Annotated in this window: 18 protein-coding genes; 8 read left to right on the plus strand and 10 right to left on the minus strand. The window is 53.7% G+C overall.

Features of this window, described 5'->3' with window-relative positions; all coding sequences use genetic code 11:
- Positions 1 to 10 precede the first annotated feature (10 nt).
- The 5 genes from FEM01_RS13915 to FEM01_RS13935 form a co-directional block, all read right to left on the minus strand.
- Positions 11 to 778, minus strand: coding sequence for an SDR family NAD(P)-dependent oxidoreductase (locus FEM01_RS13915; RefSeq protein WP_138220071.1), 768 nt, complete (start codon positions 776 to 778; stop codon positions 11 to 13).
- A 12-nt stretch (positions 779 to 790) separates the two neighbouring features.
- Entirely contained in the window at positions 791 to 2,437 is a 1,647-nt protein-coding gene (locus tag FEM01_RS13920; protein WP_138220072.1) for an AMP-binding protein, read from the minus strand.
- Positions 2,438 to 2,553: 116 nt separating this feature from the next.
- Positions 2,554 to 7,077, minus strand: a complete 4,524-nt coding sequence (locus tag FEM01_RS13925) for an NEL-type E3 ubiquitin ligase domain-containing protein (protein WP_138220073.1) — start codon at positions 7,075 to 7,077, stop codon at positions 2,554 to 2,556.
- 125 nt (positions 7,078 to 7,202) lie between these two features.
- Positions 7,203 to 8,207: an AraC family transcriptional regulator gene (locus tag FEM01_RS13930; RefSeq protein WP_138220074.1), complete on the minus strand. Its 1,005-nt coding sequence runs from the start codon at positions 8,205 to 8,207 to the stop codon at positions 7,203 to 7,205.
- A gap of 160 nt (positions 8,208 to 8,367) precedes the next feature.
- A complete protein-coding gene (locus tag FEM01_RS13935) occupies positions 8,368 to 8,928 on the minus strand; it encodes an NADPH-dependent FMN reductase (RefSeq protein ID WP_138220075.1) in 561 nt (186 codons plus the stop codon).
- A gap of 188 nt (positions 8,929 to 9,116) precedes the next feature.
- On the opposite strand from FEM01_RS13935, the gene FEM01_RS13940 reads away from it, so the two are divergent.
- On the plus strand, positions 9,117 to 9,335 hold the full coding sequence (locus tag FEM01_RS13940; RefSeq protein WP_138220076.1) for a hypothetical protein: 219 nt from the start codon (positions 9,117 to 9,119) through the stop codon (positions 9,333 to 9,335).
- 176 nt (positions 9,336 to 9,511) lie between these two features.
- Here the strand turns inward: FEM01_RS13940 and dnaQ are convergent, their stop codons facing one another.
- Entirely contained in the window at positions 9,512 to 10,258 is a 747-nt protein-coding gene (gene dnaQ / locus FEM01_RS13945) for a DNA polymerase III subunit epsilon (protein ID WP_138220077.1), read from the minus strand.
- A 68-nt stretch (positions 10,259 to 10,326) separates the two neighbouring features.
- On the opposite strand from dnaQ, the gene FEM01_RS13950 reads away from it, so the two are divergent.
- The 4 genes from FEM01_RS13950 to FEM01_RS13965 are packed head-to-tail and all read left to right on the plus strand — an operon-like array spanning position 10,327 to position 15,691.
- Complete coding sequence (locus FEM01_RS13950; protein WP_138220078.1) at positions 10,327 to 11,604, plus strand: tyrosine-type recombinase/integrase; 1,278 nt, start codon at positions 10,327 to 10,329, stop codon at positions 11,602 to 11,604.
- On the plus strand, positions 11,601 to 13,229 hold the full coding sequence (locus FEM01_RS13955; RefSeq protein ID WP_138220079.1) for a hypothetical protein: 1,629 nt from the start codon (positions 11,601 to 11,603) through the stop codon (positions 13,227 to 13,229). The genes FEM01_RS13950 and FEM01_RS13955 overlap by 4 nt, the downstream gene beginning before the upstream one ends.
- Positions 13,222 to 15,300: a hypothetical protein gene (locus FEM01_RS13960; protein ID WP_138220080.1), complete on the plus strand. Its 2,079-nt coding sequence runs from the start codon at positions 13,222 to 13,224 to the stop codon at positions 15,298 to 15,300. The genes FEM01_RS13955 and FEM01_RS13960 overlap by 8 nt, the downstream gene beginning before the upstream one ends.
- On the plus strand, positions 15,281 to 15,691 hold the full coding sequence (locus FEM01_RS13965; protein WP_138220081.1) for a hypothetical protein: 411 nt from the start codon (positions 15,281 to 15,283) through the stop codon (positions 15,689 to 15,691). The genes FEM01_RS13960 and FEM01_RS13965 overlap by 20 nt, the downstream gene beginning before the upstream one ends.
- Before the next feature lie 532 nt (positions 15,692 to 16,223).
- Here the strand turns inward: FEM01_RS13965 and FEM01_RS13970 are convergent.
- Positions 16,224 to 17,693, minus strand: coding sequence for a DNA/RNA helicase domain-containing protein (locus tag FEM01_RS13970; RefSeq protein ID WP_138220082.1), 1,470 nt, complete (start codon positions 17,691 to 17,693; stop codon positions 16,224 to 16,226).
- A 537-nt stretch (positions 17,694 to 18,230) separates the two neighbouring features.
- Between FEM01_RS13970 and FEM01_RS13975 the strand changes: the two genes are divergently transcribed.
- Both FEM01_RS13975 and FEM01_RS13980 read left to right on the plus strand, forming a co-directional pair.
- Positions 18,231 to 18,869 (plus strand): DUF5710 domain-containing protein, encoded by a 639-nt coding sequence (locus tag FEM01_RS13975; RefSeq protein WP_205884552.1) that lies wholly within the window; start codon positions 18,231 to 18,233, stop codon positions 18,867 to 18,869.
- A gap of 158 nt (positions 18,870 to 19,027) precedes the next feature.
- Positions 19,028 to 20,662 carry a hypothetical protein gene (locus FEM01_RS13980; protein WP_138220083.1) on the plus strand — a complete coding sequence of 545 codons (1,635 nt, stop codon included), beginning with the start codon at positions 19,028 to 19,030 and terminating at the stop codon, positions 20,660 to 20,662.
- Between the two features lie 527 nt (positions 20,663 to 21,189).
- On the opposite strand, the gene FEM01_RS13985 is transcribed toward FEM01_RS13980, so the two are convergent.
- The 3 genes from FEM01_RS13985 to FEM01_RS13995 form a co-directional block, all read right to left on the minus strand.
- Positions 21,190 to 21,600 (minus strand): GNAT family N-acetyltransferase, encoded by a 411-nt coding sequence (locus tag FEM01_RS13985; protein ID WP_276610606.1) that lies wholly within the window; start codon positions 21,598 to 21,600, stop codon positions 21,190 to 21,192.
- A 118-nt stretch (positions 21,601 to 21,718) separates the two neighbouring features.
- Positions 21,719 to 22,534 carry a hypothetical protein gene (locus FEM01_RS13990; protein WP_138220084.1) on the minus strand — a complete coding sequence of 272 codons (816 nt, stop codon included), beginning with the start codon at positions 22,532 to 22,534 and terminating at the stop codon, positions 21,719 to 21,721.
- A 6-nt stretch (positions 22,535 to 22,540) separates the two neighbouring features.
- Positions 22,541 to 23,374, minus strand: coding sequence for a hypothetical protein (locus FEM01_RS13995; RefSeq protein ID WP_138220085.1), 834 nt, complete (start codon positions 23,372 to 23,374; stop codon positions 22,541 to 22,543).
- Positions 23,375 to 24,296: 922 nt separating this feature from the next.
- On the opposite strand from FEM01_RS13995, the gene FEM01_RS14000 reads away from it, so the two are divergent.
- Entirely contained in the window at positions 24,297 to 25,244 is a 948-nt protein-coding gene (locus FEM01_RS14000; RefSeq protein ID WP_138220086.1) for a hypothetical protein, read from the plus strand.
- Position 25,245 lies beyond the last annotated feature (1 nt).

Below are 25,245 nucleotides of genomic sequence, written 5' to 3' on the forward strand. Positions count from 1 at the left end.
GGCGAACTCCTTACTTGGCAGCCATGCGCAGCGCGCCGTCGAGGCGAATGACTTCGCCGTTGAGCATGCTGTTCTCGATAATGTGACGGGCCAGTGCCGCATACTCCTGCGGGCGACCCAGCCGAGGTGGGAATGGCACGCCAGCGGACAGCGAGGCACGCACCTCGTCGGTCATGCCGGCCATCATCGGCGTCTCGAAGATACCGGGCGCGATGGTCATCACACGGATGCCGAAACGCGCCAGTTCCCTTGCGACCGGCAGGGTCAGGCTGGCGATAGCCCCCTTGGAAGCGGCGTAGGCGGCCTGGCCGATCTGACCGTCGTAGGCGGCGATCGAGGCCGTGTTGATGATTACCCCGCGCTCGCCGCCTGCATCAGGCTGTCCTTCTGCGATGGCGGCGGCGGCCAGGCGCAGCAGGTTGAAGCTGCCCACCAGGTTGACGTTGATCACCTTGGCGAAGCTGGCTAGCCCATGCGGGCCGTGCTTGCCCAGGACTTTTTCGGCACCGACGATGCCGGCGCAGTTGACCAACCCATGTAGGCTGCCGAAGGTACTGACGGCGGCATCAACCGCTGTCTGTGCGGCTTGCTCGTCACTGATGTCCGCCACCGCGAAGTGGGCATTGCCACCCAGTTCAGCAGCCTTGGCCTGGACCGCGTCGGCGTTCAGGTCTACCAGCATGACCTTGGCACCGGCTTCGATGAGCATCTGCGCAGTGGCCGCGCCCAGACCTGACGCGCCGCCACTGACGATGAAGTGTTTTTCGGTGATGTGCATGGGAGTCTTCCTTCAGGCGCCCGCAGCAGTCGGCTGCGCGGCTTGTTGTCGGGCAATTTCCTGATTGCGCAGGATAAAGCGCTGCAGCTTGCCGCTGGGGGTCTTGGGCAGTTCGCTGACAAATTCGATTTCACGCGGGTAAGCGTGGGCGTACAGACGTTGGCGCACGTGCTGACGCAGCGCGTCGGCAAGTGTCGGATCGCCCTCCACACCCTGGGCCAGCACCACGAACGCCTTGATCAGCTCGGTGCGCTCCGGGTCGGGCTTGCCGATCACGGCGGCTTCGATCACCGCCGGGTGCTCGATCAATGCGCTTTCCACATCGAACGGCCCCACACGGTAGCCGGAGGTGGTGATCACATCGTCGCTACGTCCCACGAAACTGATGCTGCCGTCCGCGTTCAGCTCGACGGTGTCGCCGGACAAGTAGTATTTGCCCACGAACGCCTTGGTCGATACACCCTGATAGCCACCGAACCAACACAGTGGCGACTGCTCGCGGTCAACGGCCAGGATGCCCGGCTGCCCAGCCGGTAGCTCGCGACCCTGCTCGTCGACCACGACGATGCGATGACCAGGGATAGCGAAACCGGCTGAGCCTGGACGCACCGGATGCGCCAGCGCATGGTGATTGCACAGCACCATGCCCAGTTCGGTCTGGCCATAGTGGTCATGGATGGTCACGCCAAGCGCTTCGGCGAACCAGCGAATAACCTCGGGATTGAGCGGCTCGCCTGCGCTGCTCAGCACCCTCAAGCGGCCTTTTACCGGCGCCGCGAAGGCATCCCCGGCCGCGATCAGCAAGCGGTATGCGGTGGGAGACCCGGTCAGGTTGTTGATCGCCAATTTATCGATGATCCGCGCGCAGCTCTCGACACTGAACGGCCCGTCGTAGAACGTCGTGGCATGCCCCATGGACAACGGTCCGATCACCGCGTAGTACAGGCCATAGGCCCAGCCGGGATCGGCCAGGTTCCAGAAACGGTCGTCGGGGCGTAAATCGATGGCATCGCGCATATAGCCCTGGAACGCGATGATTGCCCGAAGCGGCACCTCCAGCGGTTTGGCCGGGCCGGTGGTGCCAGAGGTGAACATCAGCAGGAATGGATCGTCACCCGTTCGCATTACCGGCTCGCAGGCACTTTCAGCGGCCTGCAGCAACGCATGAAAGTCCAGCTCACCGGACGCGGCGCCGACCGTAATGAGCGTCGGGCACTGGGGCAGCTGGGTGAGTTTTGCACGGTTGGTGCGGTCAGTAACCAGTACACGCGCACCGGACTGCTCCAGACGGTGTTCGATGGCCTTCGGCCCGAACGCGGTAAACAGTGGCTGGTAGACGGCGCCCAAGCGCCAGGTAGCCAGAAGGGTGACCAGCAACTCGGGGGTGCGAGGTAACAGGCCGGCAACCCGGTCGCCGACGCCGACACCCTGCGCCCTGAGCACGTTGGCAAAGCGCGCGGCCTGGGCTTGCAACTGATCGAAACTGTAGCGCCCACCGTTACCGTCGCGGTCTTCATGGATCAACGCCAGCTTGCCGCGACCGACATGCCGGTCGCAGCATTCGACACAGGCGTTGAGGGCCTGCAAGCTACCGTGCAGGGCCGCTGCGGCGGCCTCGGCGTAATTGAACGAACGGGCCGCCCCGGCGTAATCGCGCATCGTCAGACTCCTAGCTTCTTATTGTTGGAGTGCACCATCGGTCTGAAGATGTTCGCGCCGCCTGGCGAGCCCGGCAATGGCCAAAGCTGTCAATCTGGATGACTGGTTTTGCCCGGTCAGCCCTGCTCTTCGGCCAGCACCTCCAAGGTCAGTCGCACGCTCAATGCGTTCATCGCGGCCTGGCGCTCCACCCGAAGCGCATCCCAGCGCTGCACGTACTGCTCGCTGGTCAACGTCTCTTCTTGCTCGTCGATTGCCGTGCCGCGCTGATCGAACGACAGCTCCACTTCACCGAACAGCGCCGCATGCCGCTCACGCAGATAGCGTTGCCAGAACAGCCGGGCGGCCAGGCTTTCGGCCAGTGCCTGCGGTGTCTGCGCCGCCAGTACGGCGCGCCTGGCGTCCTGCAACTGCGCCGAGGACACCCGCGCAACGTCACCGAAGCGCATGCTGCGTGGCTGAAAAGGCAGTTCGAGCTGATCGGCCAGGTGCACGCGGTAGAACAAGCTCACTTCGATTTCATCGACGCCGCGCTCTTGCAGCGCACGGGCGCGGATATCCTCACGCGCATACTGCTCCAAGCGCTCCAGGCGGAACAGCCCGCGCCCGAGTTCGAGAAATTGCGCACGGCGTTCATGCAGGCTGCCCTCACGCTCGGCCACAGCGACCCTGACCTGCACCTGCAGGGCCGCGAAGCGGTCGATGACACTGTCTTCACAGGTCAAAGGCTGGCTGGCAACGGTGAACACCTGATCACGCAGTTCGCTGTCGCTTTCCAAAGTGTGCAACAGCGTCCACACGTGATCGGTCATGTACGCCTGGCCCGAACGAAAGTCTGCCGTACGCGGCAGCTCTCGCAGGACGTCGAATACCGCACTGCTGTGCGGCAACGCCACGAGCGTGTCCCAGCGTTGGGCGAGCACATCCTGTTGAGTGTCCGGCATCCTGTCCAGCCATACCCGCCTGGCGTCGGCATAATCGCCCCCCAGACTCCCTTCACCCACACCCTCGTGCTGCATCGAGTGAACTTCAAGCATATGCAGGTTCACAAAGGCCTGTGCCGGTATCGGATTGCGTTGGACCAACAGTGCCTGCCGGTAATACAGCGGCATGCGCAGGATGTCTTGTGGGATATCGGTGAGCTGGTTGTCACGCAGATCACAGCTCTGCAGATTACCCAGCAGCTCGAGGCCGCCAGGCCACTCGCTCAGTCGGCAATAACGCAGGTTCAGGCTCGCCAACAACGGCAGGTGGTTGAAGCGCAGTTGCAACCTACCCAGCGGGTTGTAGCTCAGGTCGAGGTCGACGAGCCTCGGCAACCCCGTCAGCCTGGCGAAACCGTCATGGCTCATACGAATCTGGTTGTGACTCAGGCGCACTGTGCGCAGCTCGGTGAGGTACGCGATACCTTCGGGCACCTGGGTCAGGCGGTTGCTGACCAGGTTCAGCCGGCGCAGGCCAGAGAACGCCCGCAGGAAGTCAGCGGGCACCTGCTCCAAGCGCATGTTGGCCATCACCAATACGGTAACGTGTCCGAAGTCGGTGTCATGGGGCACGGCGGGTAAGTCCTGTACCGGTAAGCCGCTCAAGTCCAGGCGCATACCTTCGATGGCGCCCTGGGCATTCACCACACGCTCGCCCTGCAAGCGCCACGCTTGACGCAGACGCGCGGCGACCTGCGCACAGGCACTGCGGGTCGCGGGTTGGGTGTGCGCCTGCTCCCAGCGGTTGAGGCTGCGGTCTAGTCGTACATAGTTCTCCTCTTGCTCAAGCAAGATGTCGAACGCCTCACCCGGGCGTCTGAGAAGCAGGTTCAAGTAGCCCTCGACTTGGGTATCGGAAAAGCCGGGGTACAAGCTGCGAACGCGCGTGCGCAAGGTTTCACGGGCGTTGGCAGGCCCCTGCCCGCGGCCACTTAGGAGGTAACCTACGCGCCCGTCGGGCAGGCGCTGACCCGGATTGAACCACGGCTGCTGCGCACGCCAGCCCATGACTTGCAGAAGCCGCGTCCGCTGCGCCGGGACCTGTTCGAGCACCTTCAGGCGCAACTGAGCGGCGGCACCTTCGGTGCTGATGCCCATGCGCTGCAACTGCTGCGGCGACAACAGCGCGACGATGGCCTCGAACAATCCGGCAGGTTCCTCGACCAGAACCTCAAGCTCGACCCCCCGATTGTCGTACAGCCAGTAGCGCCCGTGCTTGAGGACCAGCGTCGTCAGCGTGCGAGGATCGCCCTGGGGATCGGTCCGAGTAATCAGTCGTCCGCTGTCCGAACCTTGACGCAACTCAATACTCACCGCACTGGGCCAATTCGGCACGCGCCCAAGGAGCGACAGCACCAGCTCGCCGGTTTCATCGCTGTTGGAGCTACTGAGATAGAGGCCTTCCAGTGCCCGGTTGAGCCTAGCCATCTGCAACAGCGTGCGGGCCTGCTGTGCGAGCGGCAGCGGCACACGCGCCTCGACCCGCGCCACCGCCAGCTGAACCGCATCGGCGCGTTCGACCACATTCAACACGTAATCATCCGGCAAGCCTTGAAAGTCGCGCTTGAGCAACACGAACAGCGGCTCGTCGGACGACGCCACCGACGTCAGGTGTTCAAGCAGCTCGCCCCTGAACATCGGTTCATCATCGATCAATGCCTGCTGTAGCGCGGGCCCTCGCAGGCCTTGAACAGCAGGCCGGGCCAGACACCAATCGAGGATCTGCCGGTCGCCGCTGGCCGTAGTCGTACGTTCGAGGTCATCGGTGATCAGCGCAGTGTCGTGCAGCCCGGCAAAAAACGCGTCGATGCGCTGGTCAGCCGCGAAACGCCGCACGGTGTAGCGCAGGTTGACCGGAACCGGTCGTTGCTCGACCAGCAGCCCGCGTAATTCGTCCTGGTCGATGCCAGCCACCTGCATGATCTGCTCCGCCCGCGCGGCCTGTAGTGCAGGCTGGTGAGGCCATAGGGTGTCGAGCAGTCGAGCGCTGTCATTCCACTCCAGCGGTCGCTCGCCGCGCAACCACCAGCCACGCTCGCCATTGCTGCACAACACCGGTCCGAACGCATCATCGCCGCGCGGATGCCGCAAGCGCCACGGCCCCAGCGGATCGGGACGATGAACTTCATGGAAATGCCCACCCACCTTGATCCAGCGTCGCGGCCCCTGTCCGTAAAGGCCGTCAGCTTGCAACGTGGCGTCCTCTGGCTCACTGGCGTATTGGCGCAGATCAGGCGCCCACAGTCGCTGCTGCGAAGCCGCCGTTTGCACAGGTTCCAGCGCATCGACGAAGGCACTGCGGGCGAACCCCTTGGCGACGATACTCGCGCCACCAGCTACCGCCGCAGCAACCGCCAGGCTTTCGGCCACGCCGAGCATGTGTTCGAGCGCCTCGTGCTGGTGCCCACGGTGCCAATCCACCGCACCTTCGTAGACCTGCGAGAGTGTCTGCACGACGAACTGGCCCAGTAGCAGCTCTCCGACCACAGGAATGAACAGCCCGGCCAGATTGGCCAGGCTCATGCCCACGCTTTTCCAAGCCTCCAGGCGTGCGCGTGCCGCAGCACGATCAGCATCGGCCGTGGGCACCAGCAACAACCGCGCATTCTCCTTGGCGTGGCTGACTTGCACGGCTACAAGCCGCGTAAAGATGTCCGAGGCAACTTCGTGGGCCTGCAATTGCAGGTCTGGCGAACTGTCCTTCAAGCGCAGCGCCAGTGTGCCCAACCAGGCAGGGCGTTCACCCAGACCGATCAACTGACTGAAGTAGCTACGATACTCAGGGCGCTTGAGGTCATCGAGCAGTTCGCTGGCCATCACCTCCCACGAGCTGAACTTGCGCAGCGCCCGCTGTGGATCGCTGGGCAGATAGAGTATGACGCCAGCGCCCTGCCCTTGATTGTCACGCAGTCGCAGCACCACTGCGTCAGCCACCGTTTGGCCGAGTATCGTCAACAGCGCCGGTGAGGCCTGCAAGTAAGTCGTCAACAGGTCGTCACTGCCATTTGCCACGGCCCTCAGGGCGAGTTGCTCGTGGGCATCGAGCAGCCCTTGCAAGGTCGCAACCTCCACCGCAAGCCGAAGGCCCGCACGCTTATTGTCGCTGAGCAGCGCTTCGGTCGCCGGGGTGAAGGTACGTGTCAGCAACCCCTGGTACAAAGCACCGATATCGCGCTCGCGGCAAGCCCTAACCAGGGTCGTGGTATCGCCCGAGACTACCCGGTTGGTGCCTGGCATCACTAAGCCCGAGCCCTCATAGAACGATGCCCCCTCATGAAAGTTCTGCATCAGCGTCAACAGGCCCGGCTTGCGGGTATAACGCGGCACGACGTATGGCCAGCCGCTGCCCAGGTATCGCCCGAACTCAGGGGTGATCTCCAGCCATTCGAGGTGCTTGACGTTTACCCCTGGCGCCAACCGCTCAGTCAGCAGCGCGTCGAACTGCTGCTCGGCGAAGTGCTGCACGGACAGCAAGTCAACGGTCGCCTCGCGCAATCGTTGCTCGCTGTCGCGGTGGGCCTTGAAGCGGTCACGCAAGGTATTGATCTGGCCCGGCGACGCTTGGACCAGCCATTGCGCAAGGCGAGCCCCGATGAACGCATCGGTAGCGCGTTCGATCTTGGCGGGCACGGAAGACGGAACAACTTCGGACGGCATGACAAGCACCTCGCTGGGCTCAAAACCGCGAGCTTCAGGCGCCGAGCGCTTGCGAGGCAGAGGGAAAACGTACAGGCGTCCGCGGCAATATGCGGTTCACCTGTGGCCGTGTCCTGGGCAAGGCGCTAAATCATCAGGTTGCGATAGTGCCCCGGATTGCAGCCGAACCATTTGCGAAACGCCTTGTAAAACGAACTGCTGTCGGCAAACCCCAGCCGCTGGGCGATGTCGGCCAGGCTCGGCTCGGCATCGGCCAACCAGGCAATCGCCAGCTCGCGACGCACGCTGTCCTTGATGCCCTGGTAGGTCTGGCCTTCCTCGGCCAGGCGCCGGCGCAAGGTCGACAGCGACAGGCACAATTGGCAAGCCACGGCTTGGGCATCGGGCCACAGCGCTGGTGCCTGGGCCAGCAAGTCGGTACGGATACGCCGGGCGAGACTGGCCGGATCACGGTACTTCACCAGAATGTTGCCCGGAGCCTCGGCAAGGAAACGCTGCAACTCCTCGTTGCTGCGCCGTAAGGGCACATCCAGGCAGTCAGCGGGGATGATCATGCGCGTGCGTGGCCGCTCGAACTGCAGGCTCTCGGAGAACATCACACGGTAGTCATCGCAGAACGGCGGCTCGGCGCAGCGCAGGTCGATGGTCAGGATCGGGATGCGTCGCCCGGCCAACCAACACGTCACACCATGCACGATCATCCAGAAGGTGAAATAGGTGAAGGCCCGTCGCGGCGCAGCGCGCGGCTCGTCAATGATGATTTCCGCCAGGCTCTGCTGACGCACCAGGCCCGGCCGCAGGTCCTGAAGCATCAACCCGAGAAAATCCAGCACCGCCTGTAGCCCATCGCCCAGGGTCGGCTGGGCCATCGCCGCGCGGCACAGGAACGCCAAGCTGCCGCTGCGCAAACCTCGCGGGTCCATGCCGAAAAACTCGTCATCGCAGCGCCGCGCCAGCAGCCGCCACAGGCGTGCGTAAGACTTGGCACTGACCCGCGCCGCCGCAAGATCGAGCTGCTGCGCATCAATCCCGGCGCTGGCCAGCAGGCTGGCGTCCGGCTCGCCGGCTGGGCAGGTCTGTAACAGCGCCTCGCGCACCAGTTGCATGGAGATGGTGTCTTTCTCGCTCATCGACGGTCCTTGGCGGGTTCAGGCGCAGGCGGCAAGGCCGCATGTTAGGCCCATCAGGCCAGCGCGGCCAAGCCAAGGAACGTCTTGATCAGGCAAAGTTTTCGCAGGCCGAGCGCACCGACAGGCGAGGCTGCGGGCACGCGTTGGCCTGCGCAGGCCCTCAGACCGAACGGTTGAGCTTCACCCACGAGGCGAACTTGTCGATGAAAGCCTGCAAGAACGGCCGGGTCTTTTCATTCAGCTGGCCTGACTCGTCGAACAAGGCCGCCGCTCCACCGATGTAGGCCTCGGGCATTTGCATGCAGGGCATGTCGAGAAACACCAGCGACTGGCGAACCGCGTGATTGGCGCCAAACCCGCCAATCGCCCCTGGAGACACGCTCACCACCGCCGTCGGCTTGCCGCTCCAGGCGCTCTGTCCATAGGGGCGCGATCCCACATCGATGGCGTTCTTCAGGCAGCCCGGCACCGAGCGGTTGTACTCCGGGGTGACGAACAACACCGCATCGCTGCGCCGAATTTCGTCGCGAAAACGCTGCCAGCTCTGCGGCAGCGCCTCAGCCTCGACATCTTCGTTGTACAACGGCAAGTCGCCAATTTCGACGACCTGCAGGGCGATGCTGGACGGCGCAAGCTCCGACAAGGCGCGTGCCACCTTGCGGTTCAAGGAGTCCTTGCGCAGGCTGCCGACGACGACAGCGACCGAATAGACCTGGCTCATGGCACTTTGCATCCTCTGCTGCGGTAGGGAAATGACCTGGATGGCGGATTCGCCAGCACAGGCCAGTAGTTATAGATGACCCCTGCTCAGCCCCAAGGTTTTTTTCCATCCAGCGGAAAACTTCCCGGTGCCAACGCAGGTCTATCACCTCAGACATTTCCCAAACGTTTCAGAGGGTTCCACCCAAAATGGCAGCAGTAATGGTCGGCCAGTTCCACGCCCGCGACGCCGAAGGCCGTATCTACCCGGTACACGAATTCCAGGAGTCCACGCTCCAGGCCGATGGCAGCATCCAAGGTGCGCCAATCACCACCTATCGCCTGGCCATCGGTGACCGGGTCAACCACCTGGGCGAAGATCGCTTCGAACTGGCGCAAACCGGCGTCGAAATCATCCGTATTCCTTGATGCAGTCACCGTGTAGGCCTGCCGTTCGCGCTGCAGGCCATGCACGTCGGCGACGAAGCCCGGGAAACCTTCGTCGAAGGCCTGTGCGAAAACAGGTAATCGAGAATCGGTGGGGCTGCATCGCTAACTGCCGGATGGATAGACGGCTTTAGCCACGCCTGGAGGGGCTGGGTGACTCAGCCTGCTGCCGGCTCACTCAACGCCTGCCACATCGAAGGCCCGCCGGCAGACTTGGCCACCGCTGCCAAGCGCTCGGCATGCGCGTCGAGTTCTTCACCAGTCGCCATGATCACCCGCCCCGGCGCGCGTCCAACGATGCGACGGATCTCGCTACCAGTGCCGGCCTGTCCGTCTTCCCCAGCAGCGCCCTCGCCGGCCAGCGATAGGCTGGTCTGCCCACCGGTCATCGCCAGATAGACGTCGGCCAGCAGTTCCGAGTCGAGCAACGCGCCGTGCAGTTCACGACCGGAGTTGTCGATACCGTAGCGTTTGCACAGGGCATCGAGGCTGTTGCGCTGCCCAGGGTGGCGCGAACGCGCCATCATCAGGGTGTCGAGAATCGCGCAGTGCTGCGAGATATCGGCGCGCTCATGCTGCCCCAGCAGGGCGAACTCATTATTGATGAAGCCGACGTCGAACGCCGCGTTATGGATGACCAGGGTGGCGCCCTGGATGAACGCGAAGAATTCCTCGGCCACATCGCCAAAACGCGGCTTGTCGATCAGGAAGGCGTCGGTGATGCCGTGCACGTTGATCGCGCCTTCGTCGCTCTCGCGGTCGGGCTGCAAGTAGACGTGGAAGTGCCGCCCGGTCAGACGCCGGCCAACCACCTCGACGCAACCGATCTCGATGATGCGGTGACCTTCGGTCACCGGCATGCCGGTGGTTTCGGTGTCGAGGATGACTATCCTGTTATCCAACATTTGTAAAAACCTCTCTACCAAAACCACCCATAAGACCAAGTATAACAGGTCCTTACGGAGATTTCCACTTGCTCATCGCGCCGAGAAAATGTAAAAACCTGCTTACACATTTGCTCACTCAAGAAAACGTAAAAACCATGCAGCTAGCCGTGCTTGACTACATCTCAACGCAGAACGTGCATTTCTCTCAGCTCTGTGATCGAGAACAAGGCGGTGTGCCGTTGTACTACCCCACCTTGTATGCCGGACAAAGCCTATGGCAACGCAGGCACTCCACCCAGCGAGACACCCTGACATCGATCCAGCGCGTGTACGAGTGGGCGCATATGGAAGGCATCGACCTGGATCAGCGCTTTGTAAGCCGCTTGCCCTTGACCACAGCAGAAATTGGCAGACTGGGGGGCTTTCTGATGATCAATCGAAAATCCACCACCCAAGCCATCTGCTCAGGCAAATTCAACAGCCGCTGCGGACATATCCAACATTATCTGGAATGGCTGGCAGGCTATCTGATTAACCATGCAAATGGCGATATCGCTCGGTCGATCAGCGACATGATCAAGGCCTTATCCGGGTTGCAGCTACCCACCGGCTCCGAGCACCAGCGTAAGCGCGACACCCTTGCCAAGCACCTTTCTGAAGCCGCGCAGGACGCGCTATGCCTGCTATTCCAGAACCCTCATGCCCATGTCCTGCGACCCGCAAATCGGCACGCTGCTACGCGTAACGCGGTAATGCTTGAAATTCTCTATGAAACAGGGATGCGATTTGGCGAGCTGCTCAGCCTAAAACTGAAGAATTTCACACCCGCTCGCGGTGGGGACTGTGCCACCTTGCAAATTGATATCAACCATGATGATGAGCTGGACCGACGCGTGCGCCAGCCTGTAGCCAAGACGCTAGGCCGCCTTGTTCCGATCACGGAGCAACTCTCCAAGAAAATTCAAGACTATCTGCGGCTAGACAGAGCCCTGGTTCCCTATGTGGAGTTTGGTGACGAACATTTTATCTTCATCAACCACCGAGCAAACGCTACACAAGGCAAACCCTTAGAGGCGAGCGCTTTTTACAATGCACTACAGCTGATTCGTGATAAGTATCCTGCACTGCGTGAACTTCATCCGCACCTGCTCAGGCACGATTGGAATTATCGATTCTCAAAATCCGCGCAAGAGCTGGGTTTGAATGAGACTGAAGAAGCGTCGCAGCGCTGCTATCTGATGGGCTGGATTCCCGGTTCAGCTATGGCAACTCTCTACAATGAACGCCATATAATCGAAGGCGCTGCCGAAACCGGCCTTAAAGCTGCCAGCTATGTTACCGACCGGAGAACGCCGCGCTCATGATTCCTTCGCACAATCTTATCGCGACAACTGAAGCAGTCCAGCCTACCCAACCGAAGTACAATCCGTTTATCAACACCAACAATACAGTCTTCATCAACTACCATGATGAGTCCATCGAGGTAGTCGGTGTTGGGCACGCGCCCGCCATGGCGATATATGAAAATTTGTCCGCAGAGGCGTTCAGTGGCTTTAGTCAAACACTGACCAAAATGTGCACAAGGTTCAAATTTTCACCGTCGGTCATCTGGGCGTCTATCAGCGACTTAAATAAATTACTCACGAATTTTCCCTGCCCACGGATTACTGAAGACTTCGTACATAGCTTCCAATCATACGCGCACTACGCGCATTGTAACTTTTTTCACAGCATTAAACGCATTCTGACACAATGGCATGACTTAGCCCTCCCTGGCGTTGACCCCGAAGCCATAGAGCTTCTCCGGCTGTTGCACCCTCCTGCTCCACCTAGGCCAGCTGGCAGCAAGGTCCAATCAGATGATCCAAATGAAGGCTGGTACACCAATGAAGAGCATGACCTGCTGATTCGCACTCTTTGGCAAGACCTCGAAAAAGGCATCACCCCATTAGATAAATCTACGCTGTGTTTACTGTCCGCCCAATATGGCAGGCGCCCCGTTCAATTCGCACGCCTAAAAATTAAAGACCTGCAAGAGCTTGGTGAAACCCAGGGCGTGAAAGGACGGCGAATTGCATTTCCAGCCGCCAAAGAGAGGGCCGTTGCATTCCGCCAGGGTGCACCTGAGGTGCATCCAATCGCCGACGAGTTGTGGGACCTTTGCCAGCAAGTAGCAAAGAGAACAATTGCAGAGCTTACAGCCCTGACAGGCATTTATTTCACCAAAGAACAGGAACTGGAACTCCCTCTCTTCAGCTACGGTAATCTGAGGCGTCGTGTGGCTATGGTTAAAAAATACGAGCGCACACTCGACTTCATTTATGCCAGCCGACTGCTTCATTGTTTAGGATCATCTACAACACAAGCTATTCGCCGAGAAGGATTTGGAACCAAGATCACCTCGGAGAGAACGGGTGAGATTCTGCTAGAGAATGCTTACCGGAATCGCTACACACGTACATGGCAACTTGCACGAGCGGGCGTACCGATGGCTCAGCTTCAGTTTTGGTTGGGCCACAAAACATCCAGGGCCTTGCATGTGTATTATAAGGATGATGCCGAAACGGCCAGAATGCTTCGCCCGATAGCCCCCTACATGAACCCTATCGTGCGAGCTTTCACAGGGCCGATTCGAGACGAAGTTCAGGATCGAACATATGGCAATGAGGGAAAGATCAGTCGTATCTCGTTAAATGGACGTGAATCGACCAACCTTGGGGGCTGTGGTGAACGCACCTTCTGTGCAGCCGGTATTCCTGTCGCCTGCTACCACTGCCCCCATTTCGAACCGTGGCTCGACGGACCTCACCATCAAGTGCTGGACATGCTCATAGAGAAAGAAAAAAGGCACAACCTGATTCCCACAGTTGGTAGCGGACGCAATGTACTCATGACCATCGACTACGAGCGTGAAAAGGAAGCGGTCATCGAGGTGATTCGTCGGTGTGAAATGCGGAAGCTGATGCTGGAGGACCAGAAAAATGGATAACATCGTCTTATTCAAGCCCAAGGCTACGCTAACCGCTGGGAACAATCTGGCACACTATATCGACCAGGCAAAATCAAAAATCACACTGTGGTCGAATTTCGACAGCTTTGCCTGGGACAATCACACGTGGGAAACACCGTTCCGAAGAATTCGTTTTCTTAATCTTGAGAGCCGTCAGCTTCATAAGACCCGAGCGCCGCAGCTCAGTGATCTAATGTCTAACCCGTTTGGAGATTTCGCTAAAGCCTACATACGCTATACCCAGCACATTAAGCCAACGCAAACAGTCTCCCGAAGCGTGCTCGCACTTCAACTACTGGAAACGGCGATGATCCGCTTAGACGGCCATGCCTTAATCTGTGATGCCCAAGATAGGCACTTTGTGGCTGCCAGCGAACTTCTGTTAGAGAAGAGCATCATGGATCGAAGTGGCGTGGGCAATGCCTTGGAGGCACTTGGAAAACACATCTCCGTCAACAAACTAACAACCCATCAGATTCTTTGGACACATTCGTTTGTTGGCAAGAATGCCAACCCTGGAGCACCTCAAAATCTTAGCCGCGAGCAGCATGAAGCAAAGCTGCCGTGCTCGGACGCGATTTGGGCCACGGCTGAAATCTTCGCCAATGGTTACTCTGTCCCACAGGACGATGAGGACATCTTCATTACCTCGACCACGGCATTGCTACTGTCATTTCCTTGCCGCATTAGCGAACTGGGATATTTCAGAACGGTCCCCTATGCGTATGAAAATAACAAGAACGGTGAGCCCGAACTGATTTTAAAGGGCTTCGCCCCTAAGACTAATAAATTTATGGCAAAAGCCGTCGTAGAGACTATCGCCCCGATCACAGAAGAGGCCGTCAAGCGACTTCAATCCATTACCGCTGAGGGAAGAAAACTTGCCCGCCACCTCGAAAGCGGCAGCGACAAATTTTATCGCCACACCTCCTGTCCGGATGTCGACGACGATGCGCCATTAACACCTCAACAAGTGACTGATGCTTTAGGCTTCAAGTCTATCGGCTCCACAGAGACATTTATGCTTAACAACACAGGGAGCTACAGCGTCACGGGATACACGCTAAACTCACTATGGCAAGTTGTAAAAAGACACAATATGAAGTTAAACCCTGACTTCCCCTACCAGCTGCCTTATGAAAAAGGCGCTCACCGCCTGAAGATGTCGGAGGCCTTGATGTGCCTTCGATACAACCAACTGTCGAGCACCTTATCAAGTAGCCCAGTGTTTTTGGTGCCCTATAACAGAGACTACTACTCAAAAAGAATGACTAGCAAGCGCATCATGCGTGGAAACAAAGAAATTAGCATGAGCTTTTTTCACAAGCATAACTTTGGAGATATTTCGGTAAATTCGCACCAATTCCGCCATCTACTAAATACAATTGCTAAAGAGGCGGGCATTTCAATCAAAATGATCACAGAGTGGAGCGCACGCGCCTCGCAACAACAAACCGTCACCTACATGCACGAGGACCCTGCACGAACAGCAAAGAAAATTGCGGAAAATCGAATTCCTGCCATTCAAATTGCACACAACCCGATCACCCATGAGGAGTATCGCAATTCACGCCCCAAAGGCCCTAACATTGTCACCGCTTTCGGCATATGCTCCCACGATTACACCGTCAGCTACTGCAACAAATTCAAAGACTGCTTGAACTGTTCGGAACTACTGCTGTGCAAAGGCCACAAACGCTCAATCGAAGCCATTGAATTCGAGCGAGATGCGATTAAAGAAAATCTCGATGCTGCGTTGGCTGACATGAAAAAAGGGAACCGCCCAGCGGATCGCTGGTATGATACGCATTTTATGCGCTATCAAGGGTATCTTGCATTGCTCAACGTCATGACTGACCCCGCAATCGCAGACGGGGCGGTGATTAAGAACATCGGCTTGGACTTCAGTCTTGAGCAGCGGATTGTGGAGAAAGTCTCCAGCACTCCTAATTCGCGCCCAGAGCAACTGGACACGTCTAACCTGAGCAATGAAGTCCTGGAATACATGAAATTTATGATGGACGAAAACAATGCCAGCCCCCATTCCTGACAAAATTATCAAAAAAATCGCCAAAGACATTCGTTCATGGCCAGCCGACATGAAACTCACATGGGACGCGATATGCCAAGCGGCCAAGCTGCACCTGGACTACATCCCAACGAGACAAGCACTCTCGACAAAAAGTATTCTGGTCTTTGAATACAAGGCGAAAAAAGAAGAGCTAATCGCCAAAACCCAGAAAGCACCAAACCGCCCAAAAAACATGACCGTGGCCATGCAAAAAATTCAGACTCTTGAGAAAAGCGTCGCATCACTCGAATATCAAAATGGCATGCTGCACGACATGCTCCACCGAATGATTTACAACTCTGCTCAACACAAGATATCTAAAGAGGAGTTAATGAAAGCACTGCCAACCCCAAATAGATCAAAAAAATAACGCCAGCAACCGATCAATACACACTATCAACATCAGCGCACCCTGACCACAAAATAAGAAACCACTGAATCATCTTACCTGTCCGAGCATCTGCTGTTGCCTCAGCAAGAATCCAAACCCGAAGTTGGCCGAGAGCCTTACGCAGTAACTCCTAGAGAGAGAATTTCTCAGCGATGTGAGACTGGGACGCGTCGAACGGTGCAGGCGACTCTCCACAAAAAACTCTCAGCCATCAGGAGAAGTTACGAGAAAGACCGAATAATTACCGTAAAGCTCAATGATGTATCTATAGCTCGGCCTATGCAAATAAAGCAGAGACTGCTCATAACTAAGAAAAACATTTCTTAAACAATCCGTCGCGGGGAAATCCCCACAGCGCGCACTTCACCCCCATCGTATATCAGCTTCAATGAGCGCACTAATTTCTAACCATCTGATGCCGGCAATAACCCTAGACAATGGAAACTCCGACCCCGGCATCAGCAAACACCTTTACTAACAAGAAACTTAACCTTCACTGCATACATGAAACCTACTGAAGAATGGATGCGCACCGGGTCAATATTTCATTATTTTTAATGATCACCAGCTTAAGTCTTTTTCTAGCACGCGTGATATTCTGAAATAGCATCTTGGAAACATGATAATGAGCCCGCCCCTTATAATACAGCTCACCATTATCACGATAGCTAAAATAGTGATCAATCGGAATTGCAACACCATCAAACTCCTGACCAATCACTTGATGCGAAGTATTTCCCACTTGGGAAAAATATTTCTCATGGTGCTCAACATTATATAAGGATGGTGTAAAACGAATAACCTCCCAGTCATTTCCATCCAGCGAAGAAAGGTACGACTTAGCATCATCAACATTGTCAAAATAGCTAATCTCAATATTATCCCTCCTTGACAAAGGATGATTTCTTTTATTATTAAACAGGGCCTTAATAAAATCAGAAATCTCTTTGTTCGTTCTTATTTTTTCCGAAAGACTGTAACTATCCTGAACGACCTTATTTATATCGCTAGCAACATCCATCGCCTCCTCTTCCCTAGACAGCGTTTGGGCCTTATCGTAGGAAAAAATACATATCCTCCCCGAATCCTCAACCCACTTAACAAGTATGTCGAGCTGCGCCTTTCTAATACGCTGCGCTTCATCGACAACCACCACATCGTAGCGCTCAATCTTGAATTTTTTGTATTCTTTTATTTCCGAAATATCCCACCCGTGATCCTTTAACTTTGACTGGCCATCATTTATAATTCCACAATGGATGACTGCAAGTTTATAACCTGAAACCTGAAGACCCTTAGCGATATCATAGACTAGCAACGTTTTACCAGTACCTGCGCTGCCTGTCACAGATATAAAACGATAGCTTTTGGAAACTTCAATTGACTCCATAATTTTATTTTTATATTCTTCCTGCTGATGCGTCAAAAAATATTCATTATTCAAAAATCTATCCGTAGCATTAAAAGGAGAAACCAAATAATTCGAGGGGTCAAATAGCGCATCAACCCTCTCATTCCAAACAGGAACTTTCCGTTTAAGCAATGCTTTAAGGGCACTAGCCTTAGCTTCTACTAAATTAGAGTCCTCATCAAGCTCGTACAGTTTTTTACTACCAGAAATATACGTAAAAGCGCGGACTTTTTTCTTGGTGAACGCTAGGTAATATCGATTTCTTCTTAGCTGCTCTCTCGCCTTTTCTTTCGTACATGTGCTTTTTAGCTCAATATTAACTATGGCATCATCAGAAAACCTGAGCAGATCAAATTCCTTACCAATCTGAGGTATTCTATAACCCAAATAGAAACCATCAAAAACTTTCATTTCACCTGGGGAATAATCAAGCTCTTCAACCAAACCAGATAAATCCTCAAGCTCCCCTTTCCTTAGTTTTATACCATGAAACTGCAAAAATTTTTGGAAGACCTCTTCACCCAATGATTCACTTGCTTGGATGAGAGAAATGAGATTAACAAACCGCATTTGCGAATTCCTTATATCAGAACTATCCTAATTAACTCGGAGCCCTTGTGTTTTTTGAAAACCAAGGGTTGATGCCCAATAGAAGCTAGGATTCTGCCACAACTCCTCTACCGAATCACCCAGACTCAGCAATCTCTGGAGGCAGAAATGCCAACGGATGGCACGCGGCTTACCATATAAGCGCAACCATCTTGGTCTACAGGGACTCTATGGATTCGCCGGGCCTACTCGACTGAGCTGAAGTGCCTCAGAGAGCGGCTCAAGGGAGTCAGTACCCTCAAGTATTGGTCAGCAAATGCGGTGCCCCCTTCCACAAGTGCGACAGGTCACCCGCATTCTTCGCAGGCCACAGAAGCGCGTTTTTTGGCAATCAATTTCTGGTTAGGAACCTTCTCCAGATGCGCCAACTTTCTGGGATACTGCGCCTCCAAGCAACACCATAAGGCTCTAGCTTGGGCTCGGGCACTTCATGGTGCGCCAGAAATAAGGAAACAGGAATGGCAAGGATTGACCTGAAAGTCTCCTTCGCTGAGAAAGATGAAAGCAAAATCCCTCGGTGCCAAATGGGACCCTAGCCAGAAGACCTGGTACATTCCAGAGGGAATCGAGATGGGTCCCTTGGCTCAGTGGCTGCCGGTAACGCAGCACGACGGCCTGGAGCACGGACCAGAATTTTGCGTCAGGGCGCCCTACTACTACATCCTGGAGTCGGTCTCCGGCTGCTGGGCCTGCCCCAGCTTGACTCGTGTGTATTCGTTCAAGTTGCCGGAGACACACGAAGAATTCGATTACTACGAGGACGAGAACGAGGATTTCGCGCTCGCCAGCAACCTGGGCGAATGGCAGTGCCATGGATATCGGGGGACTGTCTCCAATGTCGGCAGTCTCTCCTCCCAGGTCACGAAGCAGATCTACCGCTTTAGCAGCAAGTTCAAACTGGCCCACAGCAAAACAGCTGGCACCCGATACTGGATGAATCACTGCGAGCACTGCGGGGCAAAGCTCGGCGATTTCTTCCTGCACAGCGAGCCTGGTGGAGCGTTTTTTCCAACCTCTCCCCACGAAGCTCAGCGGATGCCCCTCATCAGAATCAACGAACGGTTCGACGCCAACTGTAGCGTCGGGTACGCCTCCGAGGACTTTTTCGACTGGATGAGAGTTTTCGGACAGTCATGAAAGCATGGGTTAAGCAGCATGTACTCCCACTCGCATTGAAATTACAATTACAATAACTACCCGGCTCAATTCAAACGAACGATTCAAGTACCGAAAAACCTCGACCACAAGTTTATCAACACAGAGCCAGCACAAATTTTAAAATACGGAAAAATAAAATGATCTCGAAACTCAGCCATTTATCCAGAAATAAAAATCTTGAAAAAACCATTGACACGAGAGTCGCACTTCATAACGGAAGTCTAAAAAGCATAGGCGTCTTCCTAGACGTACTTGATGACCTTATAATCATCTTTAACAACGCGCCTGAACGGCACAAGCTACTTAGAATACAAAACTTTTTAAGATACAAAGGCGACATTCATGACCAACGCAATATAGAAAACATCTTGAGCAAAGCAGAACATGATTACCTGCTTGCTTTCCAGCTTTACCTGCAAGGCATAAGGGAAGAGCTTTACATGTCACACGGCACTACCCTCGACATTATCAGAAACACTGCACTAAACATCCAACGCCAAATATCTTTAAAAAACCTGACAAATGACCAGATAAAAAACCTCATAGAGGACTCACTAAAATCCTACTCAACTTTTTATTACACGCTTTTTAGCCAAGGAGAGAACCTTGCAGTTTCATTTTACCACCCTACAATTACACTATATGTCGTGAGACGCTGGGCCGACTACTCTATAAAAACTGGCAGAGGCTCTTTTCATCTTATAGTAACAGCAGATGACAAACTCAGCATACCATCTGAAATAGCAACTCAAGGCAATGTGTGCTCGCTAGCCATCAGAAACGAAAATGGTTACTTCAACGAAATCACATTATCCAACCCATTACAAAACTGTATCGACCTAATACAGGCGGCATCGGCAAAACTCAAATCCGACCATCCCACGGCAGCAAAGACACTTAGCGAATACAATGCGTGCCTTGCAAAACTCTTTAAGCTCAGAGAGGAATTTCAAAGATACAACCGGCCCCAAGGCCATCTTTTCCTAGAAGAACTGAAGCTCACCAGGAAACATATTGAAATTTCCAACGACCGCATACTCAATTTTCATGCCGACCCTTTTAAAAACCAAGATAACCCCCTTAGAACAGTCCACACCTTGTTGTCTGGAATGTGGGATTCATGGGTAAACGAGCTTAATCTCAGCGAAAATATACGCGCTTCGTTACTTGAAATAAAAAGAAATGACGGCTTGTACAGGTTAAAAAACTCCGACAGCTCCTCTCAAAATAAGTTTAAAGAGGAAAACCTAACCGCAGTTCTTGCCAGCCTGCTAAGAGCAGCCTATTTTAAAAACAGCAGAATATCAATTCAACGTGAAGCTTACATAGGTTCAGGCCGCGCAGATATAAAAATAACAAACAACGGGAAAACCATAGGACTAGTTGAATCCAAACTCGCAACAGAAAACTTTTATCAGAAAATATATGAAGGCCTTCATCAATTATTTAAGCGATATAGCGAAAACGACATTATAAACGAAGGCTCCCCGATAGACCTCTATCTAGTGATTTTCTCGTTCGACAGAGAATTTGATGCAATAGCGCAGCACATCGAAGCCGCCGTTAACAAATACTCATTGGAGAAAAATATTACATGCCAAAAACACGAAAGCAGTGAAAACCACTTAGCATTCACATACATCGAACCTAGAGAGACATATGGCTTCTTAAACAAGTCTAGAAACATAACGATATATCTTTGCAACATGGAGGTTGACTACAAATCAAAGCTTCTGGCTTCAGTAAAACGAAAAAACAGTTCTGCTACGTAGCACTTCTGAGGAGCGTGGAAAATCAAATCAGGCGATGTGTCCCCCCTCACCAGGTAGTCCGAGCGAATGCCACACCCAACCTATCAACCTACAAGGTGGGCTATGGCTGGCCGCTTGGTTAGATACCCGCGCGACCAGCGCGTTTCGCCCGACCCATATCGGAGTTTTCCACGACTTCGATTTTGCAGGCAAGCCAACAACGCCTGGCATATACGATACGACGCGAGCGTCATGGGTACGTTCTATTCGAAAGGCTATATGACGACAATCCGCAAGGGCTTTACTCCCCAGTGGAGGACGACCAGGCGCTTGTACATTGGAGCAGCTAATCAGACGGAAACGGCAAAGCCACTAGAGGTAAGGATAGCGCGGGCAGCAATCCACTCGAACCGGGGTACGAACGCTGCGGAAGACAAATAAGTCCGTCAAGACGCATGCCATGCTGGATGTGGTTGTAATGGGGACCGTCACTGGCTTCGACCTGGCCGAAGCCAGTGTCGCTTCAATGCCCTTGGTCAACAGCGCGATCACTCAACGGGGGGCGAAAAGCACTTGGTCAAATCTGAGCTGTCTGGATCGCACCGAACGTACCCCTTGCGCTCGTACCAATGGATCAGAGCCTCATCGGAATAATGCTCTCGGTCCAAGGACCTTGCGGTAAGCTTGACGCTCATACAGCCAATCTCAGATGCAATACTCTCGGCCTGCCCAAGCATCCACGCTCCTATTCCTGCCCCCCTCACTTCGCGAAGCACAAAAATTTCGTAAATGAAGCCCTGCGGAAGCCCCCAGTCTTCGTAGATAAGCAAACCTACCTCTACACCGTCTTGCAAAACCACGAACGTCCGCGTCTTCGTGCTATGTCCCCGGACATAACGCTCTCGCAGGCAGAGGTCGCGTACCTCTTCTGAGGCAAATATCTCGGATGTAGACAGCACTTTTCCTCTCTTAGGCTTTCCTGATCGTTTCCAAATAATACCGTCGCGATGTAACGCAGCTAGGGGAGCAGTCAGATTAATTATCTATGGTAGGCTGAGAGCAAAAAATTGCGTCAGGCTATTTCTTACCTCTCACAGCTCCGAACGGGGTGACATTAAGATACTCCGTAGGTCCATTTTTCTTAAAGTGAGTTTTCTTGTACCTATCGACGAACTCAAAACTTCTTTGATTCACCGAACTCACATCAAAATGAAGGCCCTCTATTAGCTGATGAGAATACTTCCACGTCTCAGGGAAAGTTGCTTTACCGTGGCGCGGCCCTCGAACATCCCAGGCCCTCTCTTTACTATCAACCCAGACTGGGTAATTATTAGATCTAGCTTGGCGACTATGGTCATCTGAGAACCTTGCCAAGCTTTTTTTAACACCCTTTAGATTATCCAAGCCATTATAGCTCTCGGCCATACGCCAGAGCCCATGATGTTTCTTGGACAAAAACATCTCAGGCAGAATTAACGGAGAATACTGGTCTTTAGGTTTAATATGCTCTTGCCAGAAGCACTCTTCCTCTAGGACATCCGCTAAAAATCTTTTGAAATCCGCCAAACTTGGAGCCGAATAAGCAAGTTTAAGGTGACAAGCGTCTATACGCCGATAGCGAAAAAAAGGCCTGATCATAGGCTCGATAGCCAGCAACTCGCGGTCGGCCGCAGTGCCGCTCGCGACACCCACAACGGTAGCGCCACCTTGACTCACCACCTTATCCAAAAGAGCTTCAACCTGAACCTTTCTAAGCCCGTCTTCCTTACTATCCGAGCCAGCAAATACAGTAAAGACCCAGGGATCAAATTCGCAACCAATCTCAACGAACACAGATTGGAGTCTCTTTACTCGTGAGCCTGCAACTCCCGCAATAATGATATTGTGATTCATGAAGCATCACTTATGAGAGAGAAGCTTTAAAACCACATCTAAAGGCACTGAAATACGAGAAACATCTTCACGGCTCAAACGAGCTAAGAAGCTTTGCAAACCATTTTCCAGCTCTTCATCCACCAATGGCTCCGCAACCTCGGCGATTACCGTCGGAGACTTCCCAGGACTACCTGTAACCCAAGTAGGCTGCCAGATTAGTCCTCGCTCATCAGACCAATCCTTTAGCTTTTGAGCGAGAGCCTTTAACCTAAATTTATGCCATTTCTGAGCAACACCATATGCCCGAGCAGCGTGAGTAAAACTTGCGAGAGGTTTAGCACCATCCAGTGCTTCACTCAGCTTACCTTTGATGGTGGAATCAAGCTTAACGCCATCAATAAAGGCTCTCCGGACCTCAACTTCCTGTTCGAGCCCACCGGGTGGAAGTGGAATACCGTCGACAGGCATCTCAACCGCACTTGACTGACAAAAAACCTCATCAGTTTCGATAGAATAGTAATGAGTGACCGGCTCTTTAGGATTTGGCAGAGCAGTCAACGCGCTGAAAAAATCTTCGCGAATTCGTGTAAATGGGCTGGAAACTGTCGGCTCAGCTAAAAGTTCTCCACGACCTATCGGTGCAATTTGAATATCACGACCGGGCGTTCGCTGAATGATGACTTTATGAGGAAAGTTTTCCAAAAACTTTGCAAAGCTCGACATTCCATCAGGTGGAAACTGGACGTGATTATCGGCCGCAATTTTTGAGACAAAAGATCTGAATTTAGCGCCTGGAACTGCCGCACCGCTTTTCGAAACCTGATCTAGTGCCAGATCTAGGATTTCTTCGTAATCCATAAAGTCCTTTTCCCTTGGTCAGAAAAAAGGGGTCCTAGGGACCCCTTATTTCATACGTATACCCACACGAGAAAGATGAGCGGACATGTTCAAACAAGCTAAAGATTATAAAATCTATAAACTTATCCTTACATCAACCTTAAAGTAGCCAAGCTAATAGAGCCTTGTGGGAGCTGCTAATGCTTCGCTACGCTGATCTTTACTCAGCCTTCCGGACCTTAACAGCAATTAGGCTGAAAAATGCGGAATCAGATATACTATACCACGCTAAAATAGCAAGATCAAGCATGGTGTCGTGCTGCATACGAACGATGCTAGACGCAACAGAGCACCGACTGGTGTACGCATGGATATAAAAACAGCAATACTGGAGTTTTATTTTTCTCTGACCGAGTACCTAATCTCATCTGGGATACAACTTCTTGAGTCAGCGACTAGTCCTTTATGGTGGTGCGCATAAGCGCTCCTTAAATTGCTAAAAGAAATAACCGACCTGCGTTAGCCGGAAGAATCTAGAGCACGCCTAGCGCCTGAACTCACTAGAGCTTCTTCGGAGAATCCTAGTGACGGGTCTAGGGCAAATCTGATGCTTCGAGATCGGCAGTCTATCCCACGTTCACTGACGCGCCCAGTACACAGTCACCACTCGAACCCCTAAACCAAAGACGAAGGAGTACAGATGTACTCTATTGGCCAATGGCCAGCAATTAGCTATAGTCTGACCAGCTGAGTGACGGCAGTGAATATGAAATCTAGCACAGCCTTGCTCACAAGCAGTGGATCTACAAAAAACCATCTATCAACACGTACATTTGGACATCACAAGCAGCATTGAAGGACCTTAGATTTCTTAACAATTGTAATCAAAATCAAACTGCCCTCCTGTTCGAGGAGGCATCACGTGCTGAGGACGGGAGCACACATGCATCTTACAAAACATGGGCTATTCGATGGGAATAGCTGGGAGAATTTGTTTCAGAATATCTTCAAAACCAAACACGCTGAAGACGACTATCAAGAGATGCCAGCGTCACCTGGTGATTACGGCATTGAAGGATTTGTTGGGAGAACCGGTGTAGCTTTTCAATGTTACTGCCCCAAAAAACTATATGATCCTATTACCTTATACGGAAAACAGCGAGACAAGATTACCGAAGACATCGCAAAACTGCAAAAATACGAAACTCAAATCAAGAAACGAATCGGCAACTCCTTGATTCGAAGATGGATATTCATCACGCCAGAAATTGATAAAAATAAGCTGCTTGCCCACGCTCAAGAAAAAGCCGAAGAGGCAAAAGCATGGAAGCTGAGCATTCTGAGCCCTGACTTCGGAATATTGCTTCATGATGGTGATTTCTATAGAAAAGAGATTCAAGAACAGAAGTCTCTACAGGGTGAAGCGTTTTACATAGAAGGCACATCACTTACTCTACCGGATCTCACTGGTGATCTTACTGAATACGAAGAGCATATTCTTCGAAAATCAAAGATTCGCGTAGCCGCTAGCCAAGGGCTAACCTGTGTAGATAGGTTGGAACAAAGACATGCTGCAAAAGTCGAGCGAATCTACACCTCAACACTGAACAATTTTCTCAGCTTCAGTCAATTTCGCGCTGAACTAGACACAATCTCCCCCTTGCTATTCCATAAGGTGGACCGAATTCTAGGTACATTTGAAGGCGAAGTCTACGAGTGGTCGGACACTCTTCGCGCAACACCGGACGAGCTTACAGAGAAGATAAAAAGCGATCTCAAGAACCGCCTTGAGAACGAACTCAAGTCACATGTAGACTACATCCTTACCACCAGAATAGTTAATCATGCAGTAGCCAACTGGCTGGGACTCTGCCAACTAGACTACGAGTAAT

This window comes from Pseudomonas mosselii, from assembly GCF_005796105.1.
Taxonomy (GTDB): domain Bacteria; phylum Pseudomonadota; class Gammaproteobacteria; order Pseudomonadales; family Pseudomonadaceae; genus Aquipseudomonas; species Aquipseudomonas mosselii_C.

Bases quoted from the DNA above. Each gene is read 5' to 3' on its own strand.
- FEM01_RS13970 (WP_138220082.1), bottom strand. From the start codon at position 17,693: ATGCGGTTTGTTAATCTCATTTCTCTCATCCAAGCAAGTGAATCATTG.
- FEM01_RS13915 (WP_138220071.1), bottom strand. From the start codon at position 778: ATGCACATCACCGAAAAACACTTCATCGTCAGTGGCGGCGCGTCAGGT.
- FEM01_RS14000 (WP_138220086.1), top strand. From the start codon at position 24,297: ATGCATCTTACAAAACATGGGCTATTCGATGGGAATAGCTGGGAGAAT.
- dnaQ (WP_138220077.1), bottom strand. From the start codon at position 10,258: ATGTTGGATAACAGGATAGTCATCCTCGACACCGAAACCACCGGCATG.
- FEM01_RS13995 (WP_138220085.1), bottom strand. From the start codon at position 23,374: ATGGATTACGAAGAAATCCTAGATCTGGCACTAGATCAGGTTTCGAAA.
- FEM01_RS13965 (WP_138220081.1), top strand. From the start codon at position 15,281: ATGCCAGCCCCCATTCCTGACAAAATTATCAAAAAAATCGCCAAAGAC.
- FEM01_RS13930 (WP_138220074.1), bottom strand. From the start codon at position 8,207: ATGAGCGAGAAAGACACCATCTCCATGCAACTGGTGCGCGAGGCGCTG.
- FEM01_RS13990 (WP_138220084.1), bottom strand. From the start codon at position 22,534: ATGAATCACAATATCATTATTGCGGGAGTTGCAGGCTCACGAGTAAAG.
- FEM01_RS13925 (WP_138220073.1), bottom strand. From the start codon at position 7,077: ATGCCGTCCGAAGTTGTTCCGTCTTCCGTGCCCGCCAAGATCGAACGC.
- FEM01_RS13940 (WP_138220076.1), top strand. From the start codon at position 9,117: ATGGCAGCAGTAATGGTCGGCCAGTTCCACGCCCGCGACGCCGAAGGC.
- FEM01_RS13935 (WP_138220075.1), bottom strand. From the start codon at position 8,928: ATGAGCCAGGTCTATTCGGTCGCTGTCGTCGTCGGCAGCCTGCGCAAG.
- FEM01_RS13920 (WP_138220072.1), bottom strand. From the start codon at position 2,437: ATGCGCGATTACGCCGGGGCGGCCCGTTCGTTCAATTACGCCGAGGCC.
- FEM01_RS13960 (WP_138220080.1), top strand. From the start codon at position 13,222: ATGGATAACATCGTCTTATTCAAGCCCAAGGCTACGCTAACCGCTGGG.
- FEM01_RS13955 (WP_138220079.1), top strand. From the start codon at position 11,601: ATGATTCCTTCGCACAATCTTATCGCGACAACTGAAGCAGTCCAGCCT.
- FEM01_RS13980 (WP_138220083.1), top strand. From the start codon at position 19,028: ATGATCTCGAAACTCAGCCATTTATCCAGAAATAAAAATCTTGAAAAA.
- FEM01_RS13975 (WP_205884552.1), top strand. From the start codon at position 18,231: ATGAAAGCAAAATCCCTCGGTGCCAAATGGGACCCTAGCCAGAAGACC.